This window comes from Roseivivax sp. THAF30 (assembly GCF_009363575.1).
GTDB classification, from domain to species: domain Bacteria; phylum Pseudomonadota; class Alphaproteobacteria; order Rhodobacterales; family Rhodobacteraceae; genus Roseivivax; species Roseivivax halotolerans.
This window is the reverse complement of the sequence record NZ_CP045389.1, coordinates 1,435,212-1,453,484: the sequence shown is the minus strand read 5'-3', so window position 1 is coordinate 1,453,484 and position 18,273 is coordinate 1,435,212. Positions and strand designations below refer to the sequence as shown.

Sequence of the window (18,273 nt, the reverse complement as noted above, 5' to 3'; positions counted from 1 at the left end):
GTGACCTTCGATGCGCTTCTTGAAGCTCGCGCGTCCAACGAACGAATGCTCGTGGCACCTGATGGTTCGATTCTGTCTGTGGCCGACTTCAAGACCCACGCAGGCAAGGCAGCCGCATGGCTGCGCGCGCAGGGGATCGAGCGTGGAGACCGGATCGCTCTCTGGCTTCCCAATTGTGCGGACTGGCTGGCGCTGTTGTTCGGTGCCGCGCGCATCGGGGCGATGATCGTCGCGATCAATACACGGTATCGAGCCGCCGAGCTCGATCATGTGCTTGGCCATTCCGGTGCGCGTCTTCTGATCTTCGGCGGTGATGAGGCCCACAGCGATGTGCATGCGATCCTCGGTGAGGTAAACTTGGCGGCGCTCGGCGATCTCGAATGTCTCGCCAGTTTTCAAGCTCAGGAGCCGATCCAGGGAAGGAATATCACCACCGTCGATCTGGCAAGCGTCGAACCCGTCGGACCACAGGATGCGCAAGCGTCGGATCCGGTTCTCCTCTTCACGACCTCCGGAACTACGAGCAAGCCCAAGCTGGTGCAGCACAGCCAGGGCACTCTTTCAAAGCACGCGCGGAATTGCGCGGCCACCTTCGGGTTTGACGCTCCAGATGCCACCTATCTTGCCGCCCTGCCCTTCTGTGGCGTCTTCGGATTGAACCCCTCGCTTGCGGCGATCGCGGGCGGAGCACCTATCCACGTATTGTCCGTGTTCCGCGATACGCAGGCGGTCGATGCAGCAAAGAAAAGCAAAGTGACACATTTCTTCGGCTCGGACGAAATGTATCGCCGGATGTGGGAGCTAGACGCTTCCGCTTTTGAAAATGCGCGCCTATGCGGCTTTGCCTCCTTCACGCCCGGTCTGATGGGCGTGTTGCGCGACATGGCTGAGGCAGGGCTACCGCTTGCGGGCGTCTACGGAGCTTCTGAAGTGAACGCGATCTTCGCGATACAGCCTTTGGACCTGCCGCTCGAAGATCGAATGATGGGCGGCGGACGCATGGCCGGCAGAGGCGATCTGCGCGTTCGCGATCCGGAGAGCGGCGAGCTACTTTCCCAAGGCGAGGTCGGAGTGCTCGAGATTCGTGCCGAGACCAATTTTACTGGTTATTTCCGCAATGTGGAGGCGACAGCCAAGGCGATCGACGAAGACGGATATTTCCGCAGCAATGATCTTGGCTATGAGCGCGAAGAAGGCACTTTCGTGTATCTCGCCCGCAACGGCGAGTTCATCAGATTGTCTGGCTTCCTAACTGATCCCGCGGAGATCGAAGAGGTGATCGCCCGGGCACCTGGCGTCGCACAGGCGCAGGTCGTGGGGATTGAAATCCAGCGGAAAGTGCTTCCGGTCGCCTTCGTGATTGCGGAAGATGACAGCCGCCTCGATGAAGACGCACTCCGCGCATTCACCGAGCCGCTGCTCGCCCACTACAAGATCCCTCATCGCTTCTTTTTTCTCGACGCCTTTCCGACCACAGCCAGTGCCAATGGCACGAAGATCCAGAGGGGCAAGTTGGCCGAGATGGCACGTGATCTCGTCAGCGACGGAGGCGCGCGATGAGCCGTTCGATGTATTACGACGATTTCGAGCCGGGGCAGGTCTTCACCAGCCAGGCCCGCACGATGACCGAAACCGATCTCACCATGTTTTCGATGCTCACTGGTGACTGGAATCCGATCCACAACGATTCCGAGTTTGCCGGTCAGTCGCGCTTCGGCCAAAGACTGATGCATGGCGCATTCGGTATCGGGCTGGGCCTGGGATTGATGCACACGCTCGGCATCTTCGAGGACAGTGCGGTGGCGTTGCTCGATATCGAAGGTTGGAAATTCGTCGAGCCGGTATTGATCGGCGACACTTTGCATCTGCGCCTCGAAATCATCGACAAGAGCTTGGGCAAATCTGGCAATACGGGGCGCATCGGTCGCAAATTCGAACTGGTGAACCAGCACGGACGCGCCGCCCATGTCGGGCGTGCGGACGTGTTGGTGCGAGTCAGGCCTGTCTCCTAAATCGAGCCCCTGCCCTAGCCGCAGCGCCCGACCTTCGACATCCAAAGCGATTGGTTTTCGACGAAGCGTTGGTTCGGCATCTGGGCACTCCTCTCGCTTCCGAAGTGTGCCCGAAAATTCGCGGTCAGAACGGAACAGTTTCAGAGGTCAAGACCACCAACACGGGGGCGTGGATCGAAGCCCGTTCCGCCGGACTAATACATGTATTCTTCGCCTGTCACCCTCAACCTGCGCATTTCAAAACCCGCCACAAATCAAGGACCCGCCCAATCCTCATACAATCAAGCATCGACATATCAGATGCAGAGGATCGACATGACCCACAGCCCCACCGCCCGACTGATTTCAGACGCCCTCGATGCTTCGGGCAAAACCCAGCGTGAGATCGCAGAAGAAGTCGGCTTTCCTCGGCAAAACGTCAGTAACCACCCGGCGTAGGCCGCGGTTGCCGGCGTCTCTCAGATTGTAGGCTTGGGTTTGCGGGGCCGCGGGGCCCATTTCTTCGCAAGCCGATCGAAGCGTTCGTTAATGCTGTCGATCCCGGCATCTTCGGCGTCGAAGTCCCCACCGGACCAGTGGACCATGTTCTCGTGTTGCTCATGGTCGGGGTCGGCGAGCGCTTCGAGGAACTCCTCGTAGCCCCATGCGCCGCCGACGTCCTCGGGCGGGCAGGCCCCAGTGGCCTTCAGCAGCCGTGGATAGGTTATGCCTGTGGCGGCCTCGTTGACCCGCTCGATCCGGATACTGTGGTCCCAGTCATCGCCGAAGTCGTAGATATACTGGATGGTCCTGGTGCCGGTCTGGTCGAGCAGCTTTTCCAGGGTCATCTTCTTCGCGTCCATGGGGCCGTCGTAGAACCCGTCCGGGTCGGGCATGCCCCAACCGGCATCCCCCACCCGGAACTCATAGAGATGGGTGTCGGTCCAACCCATGGCTGCCTGGATGACCTCATGCAGCCGGTCGAGCCTGATCTTCAGCGGCACCTCGATATGGCGCATCGGCTGTGGGTCGACGTCGTTCAGGATGATCCGGAGACGGGCAATCAGAGTCATGCGGCCATCCTTTGCGGAGTTCGAGACCAGTTCCATGGCAGCAGATCCGGCACCCGGGATGTGGTCGTGCCGGGCAACCGGGCCAGGACATCGGCGAGCCAGGCCTGAGGATCGACATCATTCATCTTGGCGGTGACGATCAGGGGATACATGAAGGCTGCGCGGTCACCGCCGCGCTCGGAGCCGGCGAAGAGCCAGGACTTGCGGCCAAGCGCGACACCGCGCAACGCCCGCTCCGCGGCATTGTTGGTCAGGCAGATCCTGCCGTCTTCGAGGAGCCGGGTGAAGGCGGGCCAGCGCTCGGCCTTGAACATGTAGTCGACCGCCTTGGCGACCGGGTTGTGCCTCGATAGCCGGTCGCGTTCGTCGCGCAGCCAGTCATGGAACTCCTCGACCAGAGGCCGGGACAGTTGGTGCCTGACCGCCTGACGGTCCGCAGCCGTCAGGCCATTGATCCCGCGTTCGATGTCGAAGATCGCGTCGATCCGAGCGACAGCCTCCAGTGCGACGGGGGAGATGTCGTGGGCCGGCTTGCCCTTCCGGGCATTCCCCTTGATGTCGGCGAGCTCGAATAACTTGCGCCGGGCATAGCTCCAGCACAGCGCAGACTCGATGGGTCCCGGATCGCGGTCGGCGCGATAGAGGTCGTTGTAGCCGCCATATGCATCGGCTTGCAGAATGCCCTGCCATCCGGCGAGATGCCGGTTCGGGTTGGCCATTCCGCGGTCACGAGAGAAGTGAAACAGCGCGGCTGGCGGAGCCCCGCCCGCGAAGGGCCGGTCGTCCCGGACATAGGTCCAGAGCCGCGCGGTTTGCGTGCCGCCCTTCACCAACAGCGGCACCGTCGTGTCGTCGCCATGCAGCCGCTCAGCCTCAAGAACATGGGCCCTGATCCGCGCATGGATCGGCGCGAGCGCGACGGCGCAGGCCCCGACCTGATCGGCCAGCGTCGAGAGGCTGATCTCGACACCCTCCTTCGCATAGCGCTCGGCCTGACGGTTCAATGGTTGGTGCTGGCCGAACTTCTCGAAGAGCACCATGGCGAGCAGGTTCGGGCCGGCCCAGCCACGGGGCGTGGGGTGGAACGGCGCCGGCGGCTGGCTGATCTTCTCGCAAGCCCGACAGGTGAACTTCTCACGCACCGTCTGGATCACCTTCCACTGCCGGGGAATGACTTCGAGCGTCTCGGTGACATCCTCGCCCATCTTCACGATGCGATCCGAGCCGCAGCAGGAACAGGCCGTGGGCGCCGCGATCACCACACGTGCGCGCGGCAGATGCTCCGGGAAGGGCTTGCGCGCCGGGCGGCGACGCTCGAACCCCGCGACGGTCGTGGTCTTCGCCACCTTCTCGGCGGCGATCTCGTCTTCGGTGGCCGCGGCCTCGAGTTCCTCGAGTTGCAATTCCATCTGGTCGATCAGCCGGGCGCGACGTTCCGAGCTTTGGCCGTATTGCTCGCGCCGGAGCTTGGCGATCTCGAGCCGGAGATGCTTGATCATCGCCTCGGAGGTCGACACCACCGCCCGGGTCTGCGCCAGTTCGCTCTCGGCGGCCTCGGCACGGGCCTCCGAGGCCGCGAGCGCGGCGCGCAATCTGGCGATCTCGGAAGCGGCATCTGACATGGCCGAGACCTACCACACGGCCATCGGGAAGCCCATGCAAATAAGGCTGAAGAGGCCGATTTATCCCGCCTTTGCAGGGCGTTGCGTCCAGCGCGGATTGCGCCAGTCGATCCCCTCCAGGAGATACCCGAGCTGGGCTGCGGAGATCTGCACCGCGTCGCCGCTCCCACTGGTCGGCCAGATGAACTTCCCGGCCTCCAGCCGCTTGGTGTAGAGCGACATGCCGACCCCGTCGTGCCAGAGCAGCTTGACCAGGTCGCCCTTGCGCCCGCGGAAACAGAAGATCTCGCCGGCATGCGGATCGCGCCCGAGACCCTGCTGCACCGTCAGTGCCAGGGTGTTCATGCCGCGCCGCATGTCGGTGACCCCGCCCGCGATCCACACGCGCACCCCCGCCGGGAAGGCGATCATCGGTCTTCCAGGGCCGGAAGCAGCCGCGCCAAGACCTCGGGCGCCACCGACGAAGGGACCAGAAGCCGCCGCCCGTTCCCCAGCACGATCTCGAGCTGAACAGCCGGGGTGTCGCGCGGCGCCTCCTGTGCCGTCACGGGCACTGCCGCAGGCGCCTTGGGCGAGACCGCCAGCGGGATGAATGAAGGCGGCGTCTCGATGCCAAGTTCGCCAGCCCGATACTGTCGACGCCATATCGTCAGCAACGAGCGCGACACACCATGCCGCCGCCCCGTCGCCGAGGCCTGACGATGCCCCAGAAAGCTCTCCTCTACGATCCGGATCTTCTCCGCATCACCCCAATGTCGCCGGCGCGGCACATCCGCGGCAGAGAGAACTTCAATCTCGGGTCTGAACTTATGGTCGGCCATAAGGTCGGACTTAGCACCGACGTCGAAATCCCGTCAGGCGGCCCCCGCCGGAGGGATACGAACGTCATCAGCATGCTGCGCTCGGGCGAGATGCGCTTGCCGATCGAGCGCGCCCCTGCCCTCGCGCATGCGCTCGGCATCGACGAGAAGACACTGATCCGCACAGCGATGACTGAATACATGCCAGAGACTTGGAATGCGCTCGCAGGCGCGGGCTCAGCCTTTCCCGAAATCCAGATCAATGTGAAAGGTCCCTCGCCTATGATCGAGCAGTTCAAGGATCTCTGTCTCAAGGAGCGACGCACCTACCTCCGCCGAAGCCGCGCCGAGACGAAGATGCATAGCGTGAATCTGCTGGGGCAGAGCCTCATGGCGCGCGACTTCGATCGTCAGGTCGCAGAACTCCAGATCCGCGCTGCCGTCCTGAACGGCTACACCGCGCTCGGCATACCCATCACAGAGCCCATAGAATAAGTGCGTCTGGGGAAAGGGGAGTCCGGGCTTCATCCGCTTAGCGCAACAAAGCCGGTTGCAGCCCAAAAGTTATTCTGTTTTTAAAATTCTCTGTTTGGGTTCGTGCACTTGTCGCAGACAAATGAGGAGCGTGGTGCGATCAGAACAAGCGAAAGAGCAACCTCCCTAGTGGATTCGCGCCTTGTCAGATCACTATCGGCTGGAGACGCTCGTGGAGAATGTAAAGAGCCACCAATCCATGCAGATCAGCAACGGTAGGCGCACTTTTTGGTGGTGGGCTAAGGCTATCTTTGCACCGTTGGGAGCTAGTGGTGGGTGCCTGAGTCTAGCAAGCATGGCAAGCGGCACCATCCAATGGAATGGGCCAATCAACTTCCTGGTAGCCTACTGGGATAATTATATTTCTCTTCCATTTTGTCGAATTCTTAAATACGTTGCTCAAATTTTAGATTTACCATCGCCTACCGAGTGGCTTGTCAACTACTTTATCTTTGGCGTTCTTTTCACTAGCCGATACTGGATGGCGTGGACCTCCGTGAAAAGTCCACAAAAGCCGGGGGACTTACCAAGATGGGTGAAGACTTTTGAACATCTATTCCTATGGCCGGTCACAACTTATATTACTGTGCGCTCTATTATCTCTTCGATAATCTGGGGAAATGGCGTGCAGTCCTGGGCTGGTGTAACGCTCACGTTTGCGCCGATGCTCCTTTTTGGAGCTTTGTGGACATCGAATAGTTTATTTTATTAGTCGGCCTTGAACATCACGCTGTGAGAGCCGTCAGGCCGTAGTCAGATCGTTCAGCACTGCCTTTCATTCAGCATGCGACTGAGCAGCCTGGTCTGACTGATCCAGTTTGATTGTTAGTGCATTGTCGACCTCGGCTCCATCTTGATGATAGCTTCTGGAGCCGGTGGCCGGTATCCATGAGCGCTTTGGGGTCGCTTCGTGTTGTAGTGCTTTTTTCCGCCCTCGATGATGATCTGTGCCGGGCTCCCATGAAACGTCCTCGATTCGAGATTAGCCAGTTCTCCACGTGAGGCGACAGATGATGAAGAGAAGCCGTTTCAGCGAGGCGCAGATCATTGGCATTCTGAAAGAGCACCAGGCGGGCATAAGCGCGTTGGATCTGTGCCGCAGGCACGGGATCAGTTTTATAACTGGCGACGGAAGTATGGCGGCATGGAGGCCGCCAAAGCTCATGGAACGATATCATCCGGAGCTTGATGACTTCTGGGATGATTTAGAGAAAGAGTGAGGCTAGTTTCCCGCTTCACACAGTGACGATCGAGAGCCGTCTCAGGGCGGCGTTCGATTGACCCGCTAGCATTGCGCGGGAGATGGCGCGAAAGCCTGCATCGAAGACCTCGAAACTCCAAGGATCAAGCCGGGGCCGCGGCCCGAAGAAAAACTTCCCTCCATGCCTTTAACGCATCCGACCTAGGACTTCGTGTGTTCGCCCCTGCCCGGAACGTTGGGAGCCGCACTAACCCGCCAAAGAGATGCAAGAAACAGCAAGCTCACAGAGCGCGAGAAAGGCCCATACAGCGCGATCTCGGCCCTCAGGCGGGTTGTCGCGCTACTGCAGCAAATTGGCGCTGTGGGTGGATTTTCTGGGGCTGTGCTTTCTCGATAAAACCAATGAATTGGTGCTACCTAGCGCGCCGTGCTTCAAGGCGTTACCCCAAACGTGCGACGATCGAGGATTAGATCCATTGGGCTGACCGCGCCAAACCCGCTTAACGAATGAGCTTCAGTCGATGTTGCGCTGCGCTCGGAATCTCTTTCCCCGGCGTCACCGGGCATGGCGCTTTTTTCGATCATGTATCAGCCCCCACATCCCCGAAGGACGAAGGAGGGCGCATGACCACAGGCTTCAGGATCCCGATAACAACCTCTGAAGTTTATGACGTTGATGCGTTGCCTGCGGAATCGCTTTGGCTCGGGTATGATCTGTCGGATGCGCCGGGCGGACAGTCCGTCACTCGAGGACGCCTCCTCGCAAAACCGCGGCTCGACCTGAATGACTATAATTGCAAAGCCGTCTTTGATTGGATCGAATTTTAGGTTGCGTTAGGACGTGATGACTCAGCAGTCAATGTCAAAGGTAGTCTCGATCAAGTGATCGAAGAGCCTGATCTTGGGGGCGCTTATGTCTACGGCCCCAACTTGGAGGACGGACATTTCGGCGATACCTTCCGTATCAGGCTGTTCGACCCGACCAGAGACCGCGTTCACTCCGCACTTTTGCAACTACGTGCGACGCATGGGTCTCAGTCAGGGAAGGTTGTGCTGGAGCACAAGATCACTGGCATCGAAGTCGCGATCGATTTCTACCCGACCAAGACGCGTCGAGGCGACAATCGGACTGGACGCGACAAGCTTCTGCTTCGCGCACAGATGTCAGAGCTGCTGCGCAAACATTTCAGGATAGATCCGGCGTTTCGCACGCTCGGTGATTTTGATCATTTCGACGAGCTTCCACGTTGCAAGCACCGGGACGGGACCTACAAACTCGTATCTGCACCCCCGGGAAGGCCCGCCAAGCGCTACGAAGACTTGCCGAAAGCGCTTCTTGGCGCTGATAACCCACGCAAACACAAGACGCCGTTGCTAAACTCGACTGTGTATGTCGGGGCTAAGTCTATAGAGGGCGCCAAGCGCCCAGTTTTGTTCAGACTCCAGGATAAGGTCGGTGACAGGCGCCGCGACGAGGAAGACTATGTTGGCCTCGATCTTGATGATCGTCGCTCACGCATCGAAGTTTGCCTTCTGAACGTCGAAGAACTCCCTGTAGTTCAAGGACTTTACGATAGGCGCAAAGATGAAATGCAGATCGATACCGTTGATGATCTCACGAAGGTTGACTGGTCTCGCGTTGTTGGACGCTTCTTCGTGTTCCATCTCCCGACGTTCGCGAAGCAGGAGAATGGTGCTCCTACTTCTGCCGAGCTCGAGGTCTTTAAGAAGACCGGCGTTCTTGGGCTAGATCTTTATCATCGCAGCATCGTCGAGAAGCAGAGAGCATCGTGGGACAGGCGCGACGGGCAAAGGCCGAGATCCCTACGCGAGAGGGGACGCGCTCGAGCCTTCACAGAGCTGAACCAGAAGGTAGCAAGGCAACTTAGACTGTTAGGGAACAGCCTCTGAGCTTTGCCAAGATCGACCGGCCCGCGTTCTTTGCAGCCCCGTTCCCTCCTCCCTTTCGAAACCAGGTCTCATGTCCTCCTCATTTCAGAAGAGGAGGAGGCACAGAGGGAGCATAACTGGTCGTGTTGGACCAGTTAGAAGGGCAACACTCAAAGCCAGCCGTCTAAGCGGGGCGACTTGACGCGTTGGTCCTTGATGGCTTGGCGAAACGGCATGCGAGATGCTTCTCAAGCGATCACCGAGAGCGTGCCACCTCGTCAAAAAAAGTGCCACGAAGAGAGTTCTCGGTAAGATCTACGCCGCACGCTTCTCAGCGACCAGACGCACGTGCGAGAAAGCACTTTTGATACCGCAAACCAGGCCAAGGTTCCGTGCCGACGATGACACAAACGATGCCGGCACGCAATCGGCAGACCCGCGCCTTGGATGCTGACCAAGCAATAAGATCATTTTATCGATGTCAAAGAGCTGCGCTCGGATAGACACTGTCGTCTGATCTTGAGCGTTGGGGCCCTGCTCTCGTTGAGAACGTGGGAAGACTGGTGCTGGAAACAAGGTCCCGCGAAGCAACCTTCTTGCGCGAGCTTTGCCACCCGAGCCGATCGCGCCACCTTGCCTTCTTATCTGCCATAGCTGCGGGATCTCTCATGCGCCTCTTCTTCATTCTTCTGTTCGTCACGCTCCCCTCGCTCGCCCTCTCGAATGACTGGGATGCGCTCAACGAGCCCGGCTCGTTCACGATCATGCGCCACGCGCTTGCGCCCGGCACCGGGGATCCGCCCGAGTTTGAGCTTGAAGATTGCTCCACGCAGAGAAATCTCGATGAGCGAGGACGCGATCAGGCTCGCCGGCTCGGAGACGCCATTCGAGAGCAAGGGATCGCGTTCGATATCGTGCTTACGAGCCAGTGGTGCCGCAGCCGGGAAACCGCTGAGATTTTAGACGTCGCCCCCGTTTCGGAGGCCCCTGCCCTTAACTCCTTCTTCGGGGACTTCGAGCGCCGCGACGATCAGACCAATGCCGCACGCAATCTCGTCACTAACACCGAAGGTAAACTGCTGCTCGTGTCACATCAGGTGAACATCTCCGCGCTGACGGGTCAGGGGACACGGTCCGGTGAGATGCTGATCGTGCGACTGACCGATGAAGGCGCGGAGGTTCTCGGCAGCGTGCTGATTGAGCCATAGACCGGCGCTCCAGGCGCTGGATCATCGCAAGGCGCGTCAGGATTGGCTGAGGTTGCGATCTCGAGATTTTGCGACGTGAGCCTGCGGCCATAGCGACTTGCTTTCCTATGAGCTTCTCACGCGGCCTCTTGGTTCGAGATCTCTTCTCGTAGATGAAACTTTTCTGGCCCATCGCTCGTCAATGCGATCGGGGCGCGGAAAAAGGAACCAACTGATGCACTCAGGCTTAACTCTTGGCGGGCTCGCAGTCGCCACGGTGATCATGGCGCTCGGAAACACGTCGACGACGAGCTTACATTCCTATTCGTTGAGCGACAGCGGCGCGCCTTACAGGGCCGCATTTGAACACGCTCGAGATTGATCGTTTAGGTATTCCCCCGGTGATCCTGACTAGACTCAGCAGAACAACGCAGGAGCCGTCCATCAACCATCATCAGTCCGCAGACGTTTCAAAGCTCTGAACACCGTGTCGCCGCGCCACTCATTGCCGCGCGTGGTTCGCAGGCCCTCTTCATTTGCATGTCTCGCGAGCTGACTGAAAGAAGGCGCTGCACCCGATGCGATTAATCGATCACGAAGCTCTGCGAGAGCTAGCGCCTTCTCGTCCGCAGCTTTTTTCCGAGCGCGACCCGATGCAGCATTCGCCTCTTCGGTCGATAGTCGTGAAACCGCCGGCAAGCTTGACCTAGTATTCTTGGTGAGAACAAAACGCGGGTCCTGCGCTCCCAACAACAGGTCTAGCGCTGCTTTTTGGGTTAGTCCGGAAAAAGCAGACCGCTGCCGTAGCCCGACTAAGCGGTCGACATGAGGGTAAAGTCCTTCCAACAAATCCCTAGCAGCGATCAGGTCTGAACATGGACGAAAGAGGCGTCCAAGGTCATCCATTACCACGACTTCACCGCGTGCAAGCCGTTTTGACAATCGGGGCAAGTCGTCCAGACAACGTATGCGGCGTGCATAATCAAACGTCCATTCAGCGTGCCGGCTCTGGCCAGCTTGCTTATGCCAAGCTTCTAGGTTGTTCACTTGCCGACGCACTGCCGGGTGCGACTTAGATACGTCACGGCGCCCGTGAGTTGCCAAGACATAGAAAATTAACTTTCGTTGAGTCATTGCACCTGCGTAGACACTACACAGTCCATATGCAATGACCGCCGATCGATACCCCCTAAAGAAAAACGGTGAATCCGGTAAGGGATATATACAGGTTATATGGGGGATTCTGGCGTTCGTGTCCACGCGGATTTCACAAAAATTCATTCGAAAACAGGCGATTACGCCCGACGGACGCGTTTCTCGATGCTATAATAGTCGAGCAAGCAACAAGAAGAGGTGCCCATGCCCCGGATCAAGAACCCGACCATCCACGACGCGTGCGAAACCTGGCTCAAGACCTGCCAGCGAAACCAGCTCGAGGCTGCGACGCTCAAAGCCTACCGAAGTCATGCCAAGGTCCATATCGAGCCACGGATACGCGAGAAACTGGTCGCAGACCTCACACGCAGCGATGTGCGGGATTTCATGGACGAGATGCTCGACGACGGGCTGTCCCAGGCGCTCGTGAAGAAGGTCATGGTCAGTCTTCGCGCGGTCTTGTCGGAGGCAGTTGAGCGCGAATGGGTCGATCACAATGTCGCCGCCGAAGTGAAGATGAAGCGACGCCGTCGCACCGACCAGGATGAGCGCATTATCCCGACGAAAGACGAGATCCGGCTCATCCTCGACAACGCCCCTGCCCCGCATCGCGCGATGTTCATCACTGCAATCTTCACTGGCATGCGCATCTCTGAACTGCGCGGCTTGACTTGGGATCACGTCGATTTTGGGCGCGGCCTGATCCTAGTGCGTCAGCGCGCCGACGAGAGCGGACAGATCGGCAAGCCCAAGAGCCAAGCCGGATACCGCGACATCCCCATGGCCCCGCTCGTTAGAGTGACCCTGGAAGATTGGCTGTCGGCAGGTCCCGCCTCGCCGCAGCGCCTCGTCTTCCCAAATGGTGCCGGCAAGGTTCAGAACTACGCCAACATCTACAATCGCGTGTTCAAGCCGATGTTGATCGCGAACGGCATCGTGGACGAAGACGGCATTGCTAAGTTCGGCATTCACGCGCTGCGCCACGCGGCAGCGTCGCTCTTCATCGAACAGGGCTGGAACCCCAAAAAGATCCAGACGCTCTTGGGGCACGCATCGATCAATATGACGATGGAAGTCTACGGCCATCTTTTCGAAAACGCCGAAGAAGACGTCGCTATGTTCGAGAAGCTCGAGACCGATCTGCTGGCAGCGTGAGCCGCGGGATCGCGCCGCTCAGGACAGGATTGAAAACCCTCGTGTCGGTGGTTCGATTCCGCCCCCGGGCACCACTAGAACTCAACTTGCACCCCGCGCATAGCTTCACCCATCGGAGAAGTCCGGTCTTCTGTTGAGCCCGCGCGTGTCGGTCAAACAGCGCAATGTGTGTACAACCTCGGCAAAGCGGCCATCGTCAGGACGTCGCACGCTCAATGCTGTGGTGCGTCTTTTTGCTGTTGCTTACCTTGCCCGCAAACGCGCGAGAAACTTTTTTAGCGGTCTTGCCAAAGGCTTGGCGACTTCTGAGACAGCTTGGTGAGGGGAAGAGGCGAAAACATTCGGCTCAACCTGAGCCATATGTCGGCGACCGATAACAGATGTTGCCCCGATAAGCTCGGGATATAACAGTGACGACTGAAAAAGCGACAGGGATGAGGGGAGCGCGGCCAGATGCTCAATCTAGATGCCTCCGGCCAACTGGCCGCGTTGCGCGAAAAGACGATCTCCACGCGGGAGCTCATGGAGGAGACGCTTGATCGGATCGAGCGTCTGAACCCTAAGGTCAATGCGATCGTCGCGCTTCGCGACAGGGACGCATTGCTCGATGAGGCCGAGCTGGCGCCTGCCGGTCCCTTGCAAGGTCTGCCGATGGCGATCAAGGATCTTGCAGAGACCGCTGGAATTACCACGACATTCGGCTCGCCGATCTTCAAGGGCCACGTGCCGCAGCATGACGCGCCGATGGTCGCGCGGTTGCGTAAAGCGGGCGCGGTCTTCATCGGCAAAACGAACACGCCGGAATTCGGCCTCGGCTCGCACAGCTACAACCCGATCTACGGCGTGACGAGAAACCCCTACAACACGAGCCGATCGGCGGGCGGGTCGAGCGGAGGAGCCGGCGCGGCGCTGGCCAGCCGGATGCTCGCACTTGCGGATGGGTCTGACATGATGGGATCGCTCCGCAACCCTGCCGGTTGGAACAACGTCTTCGGCTTTCGGCCGAGCTACGGCTTGGTCGCGGAAAGCGCTCCGGGCGATATGTTCCTGGCACAGCTTTCGACGAACGGCCCGATGGCACGGTCCATGCGCGATCTGGAATTGTTGCTTTCGGTCCAGTCCGAGCACGACCGAGGTCATCCACACTCGATCGGGCCGTATCGGTCAGGTGCAGAGCGCGGCAAACAGCGGATTGGCTGGCTCGGTGACTGGGGCGGCGCCTATCCACTGGAACCCGGCATTCTCAGTCTGTGTGAAACGGCCCTGGAGGCGCTCGATGCCTTGGGTCACGAGGTGCAGATCCTGCCGCCTCCGGTCCCGGCTGACGCCCTCTGGGACGCGTGGACCGTGCTCAGAAGCTGGGCCATCTCGGCAAAGCACGCGCCGCTTTTGAAGCATCCGCACGACCTGCTGAAACCGGAACTACATTGGGAAATCGAACGCGGCCTGTCGTTGCGTCCCGAAGAGATCCTGAAGGCGAGCGAGATCCGATCTGATTGGTTCCGTTATACGGCGACCATGCCGGTGGACATTCTGGCACTTCCCTCGGCACAAATGTTCCCGTTCGAGGCGACATTGCGCTGGCCGGACAAGATCGGCGATGTGCCCATGGATACCTACCATCGCTGGATGGAAGTGGTTGTGCCTGCCTCCCTGACAGGCTTGCCCGCCCTGAGCGTTCCTGCAGGCTTCGGAGAGGCCGGCTTGCCAATGGGTCTGCAACTGATCGGGCATCGCGGGCGGGACCGCGAGGTTCTGGCTCTGGGGCGGGACTATGAGGCCACCCAGGATTGGGTGTCCCGGCAGCCTCGGCTTCCCTCGCTCGCATAGGAATGTCTCGATCCGCTCGAATTCTGCCCGCATCCCATCCAAAGGCGGGCGCGATGTGGCATTCATCGTCAGCTTGATGTGTTTCGCATCTCAGCGTCTCTCGCTCGACGGCGGCATGCAGGCGCCCCGGACGGTCGGAGACACGACGCGCCCGACGCCGAACCACCTTGGCAAGCTTTGCAAGAGTTGCGTTGGTCGCCCCTGTTATCGCAATCATCCTGCATTTGCACTTGCTTAGATCGGCAATTGGTCCATTTTACAGGGTGTCGTGGCCCTCAAGGGCCATGCTACGCATGCCCGCACGTCGGCACGACAGACGCAGTCAGTGCTCTGCGTAGAGTGCGGGAACCAACAGAAAAGGGAGATGACATGGGTATTTCGGAGATCGTCAAAGTCGCCGCGATAGGCGCGACAATGACCGCAACAAGCGCCCTCGCACAGGATCAACAGGATCAGGAGAACCGGGACGGCTGGCCGGAGAGCTTCACCGTCGGCACGGCATCGCAGGGCGGCACCTACTTCGCTTACGGCTCCGGCTGGGCGAACCTCGTCGCCGAAGAGCTTGGTCTCACCGGCGGCGGCGAAGTCACCGGCGGCCCGATGCAGAACATGGCGCTCGTGCATAATGGTGAAGCGCAATTCGGCATGACCACGATGGGCCCGGCTGCGGAATCGCTGCAAGGGACAAACCCGATCGCGCCCGGCCTCCAGATGACCAATGCCTGCGCGATGTTCCCGATGTATCAAACGCCGTTCAGCGTGACAGCCTTGTCGTCGTCCGGCATCGCCTCGATCGCCGACATCCCCGACGGAGCGCGTATCGGCTTTGGACCGGCTGGCTCGACCTCGGACACCTACTTCCCGCGCATGATGGACGAGCTCGGCGTCAACTACGAGCGTCGCAACGGCGGTTGGAGCGATCTGGGCGGTCAGCTTCAGGATGGCCTGCTCGACGTCATCGCCTTCGCGGCGGGTGTGCCGGTCCCGGCCGTGTCACAGCTCGAGGTCCAGACGGACGTGAACATCATCGAGTTCACCGAGGAAGAGCAGGCCCAGATCCTCGAGGCCTTCCCGGTTTCGGAGTTCGAGATCGCAGCCGACACCTACACGACGCTCGAAGAGCCGGCGAGATCGGTTTCGATGTGGAACTTCGCCATCGCGAATTGCGAGCTTCCGGCCAGTTTCGTGAAGGCTGCCGTAGATGTCGTCATGTCGGACAACGAGCGCATGGTGAATATCCATCGCGCGGCGCAGTCCACCCTTCCCGAGAACTGGGACCGGAACAACGTTCTGATGTGGCACCCCGGTGCTGCAGAGTGGTTCATGGAGAACGCTGATGCAGACATCCCGGAAGACATGATCTACTCCTCGATGTAATTCGAGGAAATCAAAATAAAATCGCGCCGTGCCCCGTTTGGGGCGCGGCGTATGCATATCGGTCGTGGACTGGCCGAGAGACTGGGGGACAGGATCGTGGCAGAAGAAAACGTTGAAGACGCCGATCGCGTGGTCGCCGCGGGCGTCGATGAAGAGCCCATCGAGGCCAATCGCCGCCAGTTCAGCGGCACTATGGCGACCATCGCTGCCGTGCTCGCGACCCTCTACGCCGCCTTCCACATGGCGGCTCTGAACGGCGTCTCCATCTCGGATTATACCGGGCTCGAGATACCGTTTTTACCGCAATTCCCGCTCGAGACCTGGAACTTCCGCATCGTCCACATTGCAGGTGCGCTTGTTCTCGGCTTCCTGATCTTCGCCGCGCACCGATTTCCCGACGAGGGCGATGACCCCGAAACGCCACTTCTGACAATGGCGGGCTGGCTTCTGATCGTCCCGATCCTCGTTTCTGGCTGGACCGTCGTTGATTTCATCATGATGGTGAACAGCGGCGAGTTGCCCGAGATGGGCGGCCTCGTCACCTGGGCGGCGTTTCCGGGCTCCGATCTATATTCCAGAGAGGTCTGGTGGTTCGGCATTCCGCTTCTGATCGCAACCTTCGGCAGCATTGTCCTGAGCTGGTTTGAGCGGCGAGGCCGCGGCAAGGTCGCGGCCAGCGATATCGTCATGGCGTTGTGCGGGATCGTCGTCGCGCTCTACCTCATTCCGATCTATTCGACAGCGGCCCGGAACTCGGTCGGCACATCTTTCGTGCCTTTCGGTGTGGCCTTCGCCGCGACGGCGGGCTCGGCGCTGATCCTGGAGCTGACCCGCCGCGTCGCGGGCCTTGCGCTCGTCGTCATCGCTGGCGTGTTTCTGGTATACACCTTCACGGCACACCTTCTGCCCGGCATCCTTGCCGTGCAAAGCGCGTATAGTTGGCAACGCTTCTTCGGCCATGTCTATTCGGACGCGGGGATCCTCGGACCCACGACCGCGGTGAGTTCGACCTACATCATCCTTTTCATCATCTTCGCGGCCTTCTTGCAGGCGTCGCGCGTCGGCGATTACTTCGTGAACTTCGCGTTCGCCGCGGCGGGCCGCGCCCGGGGCGGCCCGGCCAAGGTCGCGATCTTCGCGTCCGGCTTGATGGGCATGATCAACGGAACCTCGGCGGGCAATGTGGTGGCCACCGGCTCACTGACGATCCCGCTGATGAAGAAGGTCGGATACCGCTCCACCACCGCAGGGGCCGTAGAGGCAGCGGCCTCGACGGGAGGGCAGATCATGCCTCCGATCATGGGGGCCGGCGCCTTCATCATGGCCGAGATCACAGGCATTCCCTACCAGGAGATCGCGATCGCGGCGATCATTCCGGCCGTCCTGTATTTCGTTTCGGTCTTTTTCATGGTGGATTTCGAAGCTGCCAAGCTCGGCATGCGTGGTATGCGCGAGGACGAGCTTCCCAAGCTCGGACTCCTGATGCGGCAGATCTATCTCTTCGTGCCGATTATCATCCTGATCGTCGCTCTCTTCATGGGGTATTCGGTCATCCGAGCGGGCACGCTCGCCACGATATCCGCCGCGGTCGTCAGTTGGATTCCCGTTCTGATGGTGCGTTTCTTTCCCAACAGCCTGCCCGAAGCCGCCGTGGGCGGAATGGGACCTCGCGCGATCATCAAGGCGTTCGAGATCGCGGGGCTTATGTCCATCCAGATCATCGCCGTCTGCGCGGCGGCTGGCATCATCGTCGGCGTCATCAGCCTGACGGGGATCGGCGCGCGCTTCTCGGCGCTCCTGTTGAACCTCGCCGGTCTGAGCCAGTTGCTCGCGCTGGTCTTCGCGATGCTGATCGCGATCCTTCTGGGTATGGGCATGCCCACCACGGCAGCCTATGCGGTGGCTGCGTCGGTGGTGGCGCCGGGCCTCGTGGAAATCGGAATTCCTCAGCTGACGGCGCATTTCTTCGTGTTCTATTTCGCAGTGGTATCAGCGATCACGCCGCCAGTGGCACTCGCGTCCTATGCCGCCGCGGGGATCTCGGGCGCGAACCCGATGTCCACCTCGGTCGCCTCGTTCAAGATCGGCATCGCCGCCTTCATCGTGCCGTTCATGTTCTTCTACAACAGCGCGCTCCTCATGGACGGGACGACACTCGAAATCTTGCGCGCCGGTGCGACAGCGGTCTTCGGCGTGTTCCTGTTGAGTTCGGGCGTGCAGGGCTGGTTCCTTGGCGCGCGGTCTGCATGGTTCCTGCGTGTCGCCTTGGTCATCGCAGCGCTCTTCATGATCGAGGGCGGGTTGCTGACCGACCTCGTCGGGATCGGCGTCGCCGCGGCAGTGTTCTTCGTGCAAAAAACCTTCGCGCCATCCCCGGACACGCAGATCGAGGTCAAGGGATTGGACTGAGGCAAGGGGGCCGGACCGGCGCCTCGGAATGTCGTGTCATTGACGATGT

Annotated in this window: 14 protein-coding genes and 2 pseudogenes; 12 read left to right on the top strand and 4 right to left on the bottom strand. The window is 60.0% G+C overall.

All coding sequences use genetic code 11. The features are described 5' to 3' along the window. Positions 1–1,560 carry an AMP-binding protein gene (locus tag FIU91_RS07080; protein WP_172974956.1) on the top strand — a complete coding sequence of 520 codons (1,560 nt, stop codon included), beginning with the start codon at positions 1–3 and terminating at the stop codon, positions 1,558–1,560. An 8-nt stretch (positions 1,561–1,568) separates the two neighbouring features. Next, positions 1,569–2,012 (top strand): MaoC/PaaZ C-terminal domain-containing protein, encoded by a 444-nt coding sequence (locus tag FIU91_RS07075; RefSeq protein ID WP_254702059.1) that lies wholly within the window; start codon positions 1,569–1,571, stop codon positions 2,010–2,012. Between the two features lie 458 nt (positions 2,013–2,470). On the opposite strand, the gene FIU91_RS07065 is transcribed toward FIU91_RS07075, so the two are convergent. From FIU91_RS07065 to FIU91_RS07050, 4 genes are read right to left on the bottom strand one after another with little or no spacing between them, the layout of a single operon-like run. Next, entirely contained in the window at positions 2,471–3,064 is a 594-nt protein-coding gene (locus FIU91_RS07065) for a plasmid pRiA4b ORF-3 family protein (protein WP_152461962.1), read from the bottom strand. Then, entirely contained in the window at positions 3,061–4,686 is a 1,626-nt protein-coding gene (locus FIU91_RS07060; protein ID WP_152461961.1) for an IS66 family transposase, read from the bottom strand. Before FIU91_RS07060 ends, FIU91_RS07065 begins: the two co-directional genes overlap by 4 nt. 60 nt (positions 4,687–4,746) lie before the next feature. Further along, positions 4,747–5,097 (bottom strand): IS66 family insertion sequence element accessory protein TnpB, encoded by a 351-nt coding sequence (gene tnpB, locus FIU91_RS07055; RefSeq protein ID WP_057818241.1) that lies wholly within the window; start codon positions 5,095–5,097, stop codon positions 4,747–4,749. Next, the gene (locus FIU91_RS07050) at positions 5,094–5,507 is read right to left on the bottom strand and encodes a transposase (protein WP_152461960.1); all 414 of its coding nucleotides are present in this window, start codon (positions 5,505–5,507) and stop codon (positions 5,094–5,096) included. Before FIU91_RS07050 ends, tnpB begins: the two co-directional genes overlap by 4 nt. Before the next feature lie 306 nt (positions 5,508–5,813). Between FIU91_RS07050 and FIU91_RS07045 the strand changes: the two are divergent. From FIU91_RS07045 to FIU91_RS06995, 10 genes and pseudogenes are all read left to right on the top strand, one after another. Continuing rightward, positions 5,814–5,981: pseudogene (locus FIU91_RS07045) on the top strand (IS5/IS1182 family transposase); the annotation flags it as partial. A gap of 238 nt (positions 5,982–6,219) precedes the next feature. Continuing rightward, positions 6,220–6,732 (top strand): hypothetical protein, encoded by a 513-nt coding sequence (locus FIU91_RS07040; RefSeq protein ID WP_152461959.1) that lies wholly within the window; start codon positions 6,220–6,222, stop codon positions 6,730–6,732. A gap of 301 nt (positions 6,733–7,033) precedes the next feature. Then, a pseudogene (locus FIU91_RS07030) lies at positions 7,034–7,182 on the top strand (transposase); the annotation flags it as partial. A 663-nt stretch (positions 7,183–7,845) separates the two neighbouring features. Beyond that, positions 7,846–8,049: a hypothetical protein gene (locus FIU91_RS07025; protein WP_152461957.1), complete on the top strand. Its 204-nt coding sequence runs from the start codon at positions 7,846–7,848 to the stop codon at positions 8,047–8,049. Between the two features lie 54 nt (positions 8,050–8,103). Further along, entirely contained in the window at positions 8,104–9,132 is a 1,029-nt protein-coding gene (locus FIU91_RS07020; protein ID WP_152461956.1) for a hypothetical protein, read from the top strand. A gap of 647 nt (positions 9,133–9,779) precedes the next feature. Beyond that, on the top strand, positions 9,780–10,319 hold the full coding sequence (locus FIU91_RS07015) for a histidine phosphatase family protein (protein WP_152461955.1): 540 nt from the start codon (positions 9,780–9,782) through the stop codon (positions 10,317–10,319). 1,338 nt (positions 10,320–11,657) lie between these two features. After that, a complete protein-coding gene (locus tag FIU91_RS07010) occupies positions 11,658–12,608 on the top strand; it encodes a site-specific integrase (protein WP_152461954.1) in 951 nt (316 codons plus the stop codon). Positions 12,609–13,061: 453 nt separating this feature from the next. Beyond that, the gene (locus FIU91_RS07005) at positions 13,062–14,438 is read left to right on the top strand and encodes an amidase (RefSeq protein WP_152461953.1); all 1,377 of its coding nucleotides are present in this window, start codon (positions 13,062–13,064) and stop codon (positions 14,436–14,438) included. A gap of 414 nt (positions 14,439–14,852) precedes the next feature. Further along, a complete protein-coding gene (locus FIU91_RS07000) occupies positions 14,853–15,815 on the top strand; it encodes a TAXI family TRAP transporter solute-binding subunit (protein ID WP_254702104.1) in 963 nt (320 codons plus the stop codon). Positions 15,816–15,866: 51 nt separating this feature from the next. Further along, positions 15,867–18,224 carry a TRAP transporter fused permease subunit gene (locus FIU91_RS06995; protein ID WP_152461951.1) on the top strand — a complete coding sequence of 786 codons (2,358 nt, stop codon included), beginning with the start codon at positions 15,867–15,869 and terminating at the stop codon, positions 18,222–18,224. The last annotated feature ends 49 nt before the right edge of the window (positions 18,225–18,273 follow it).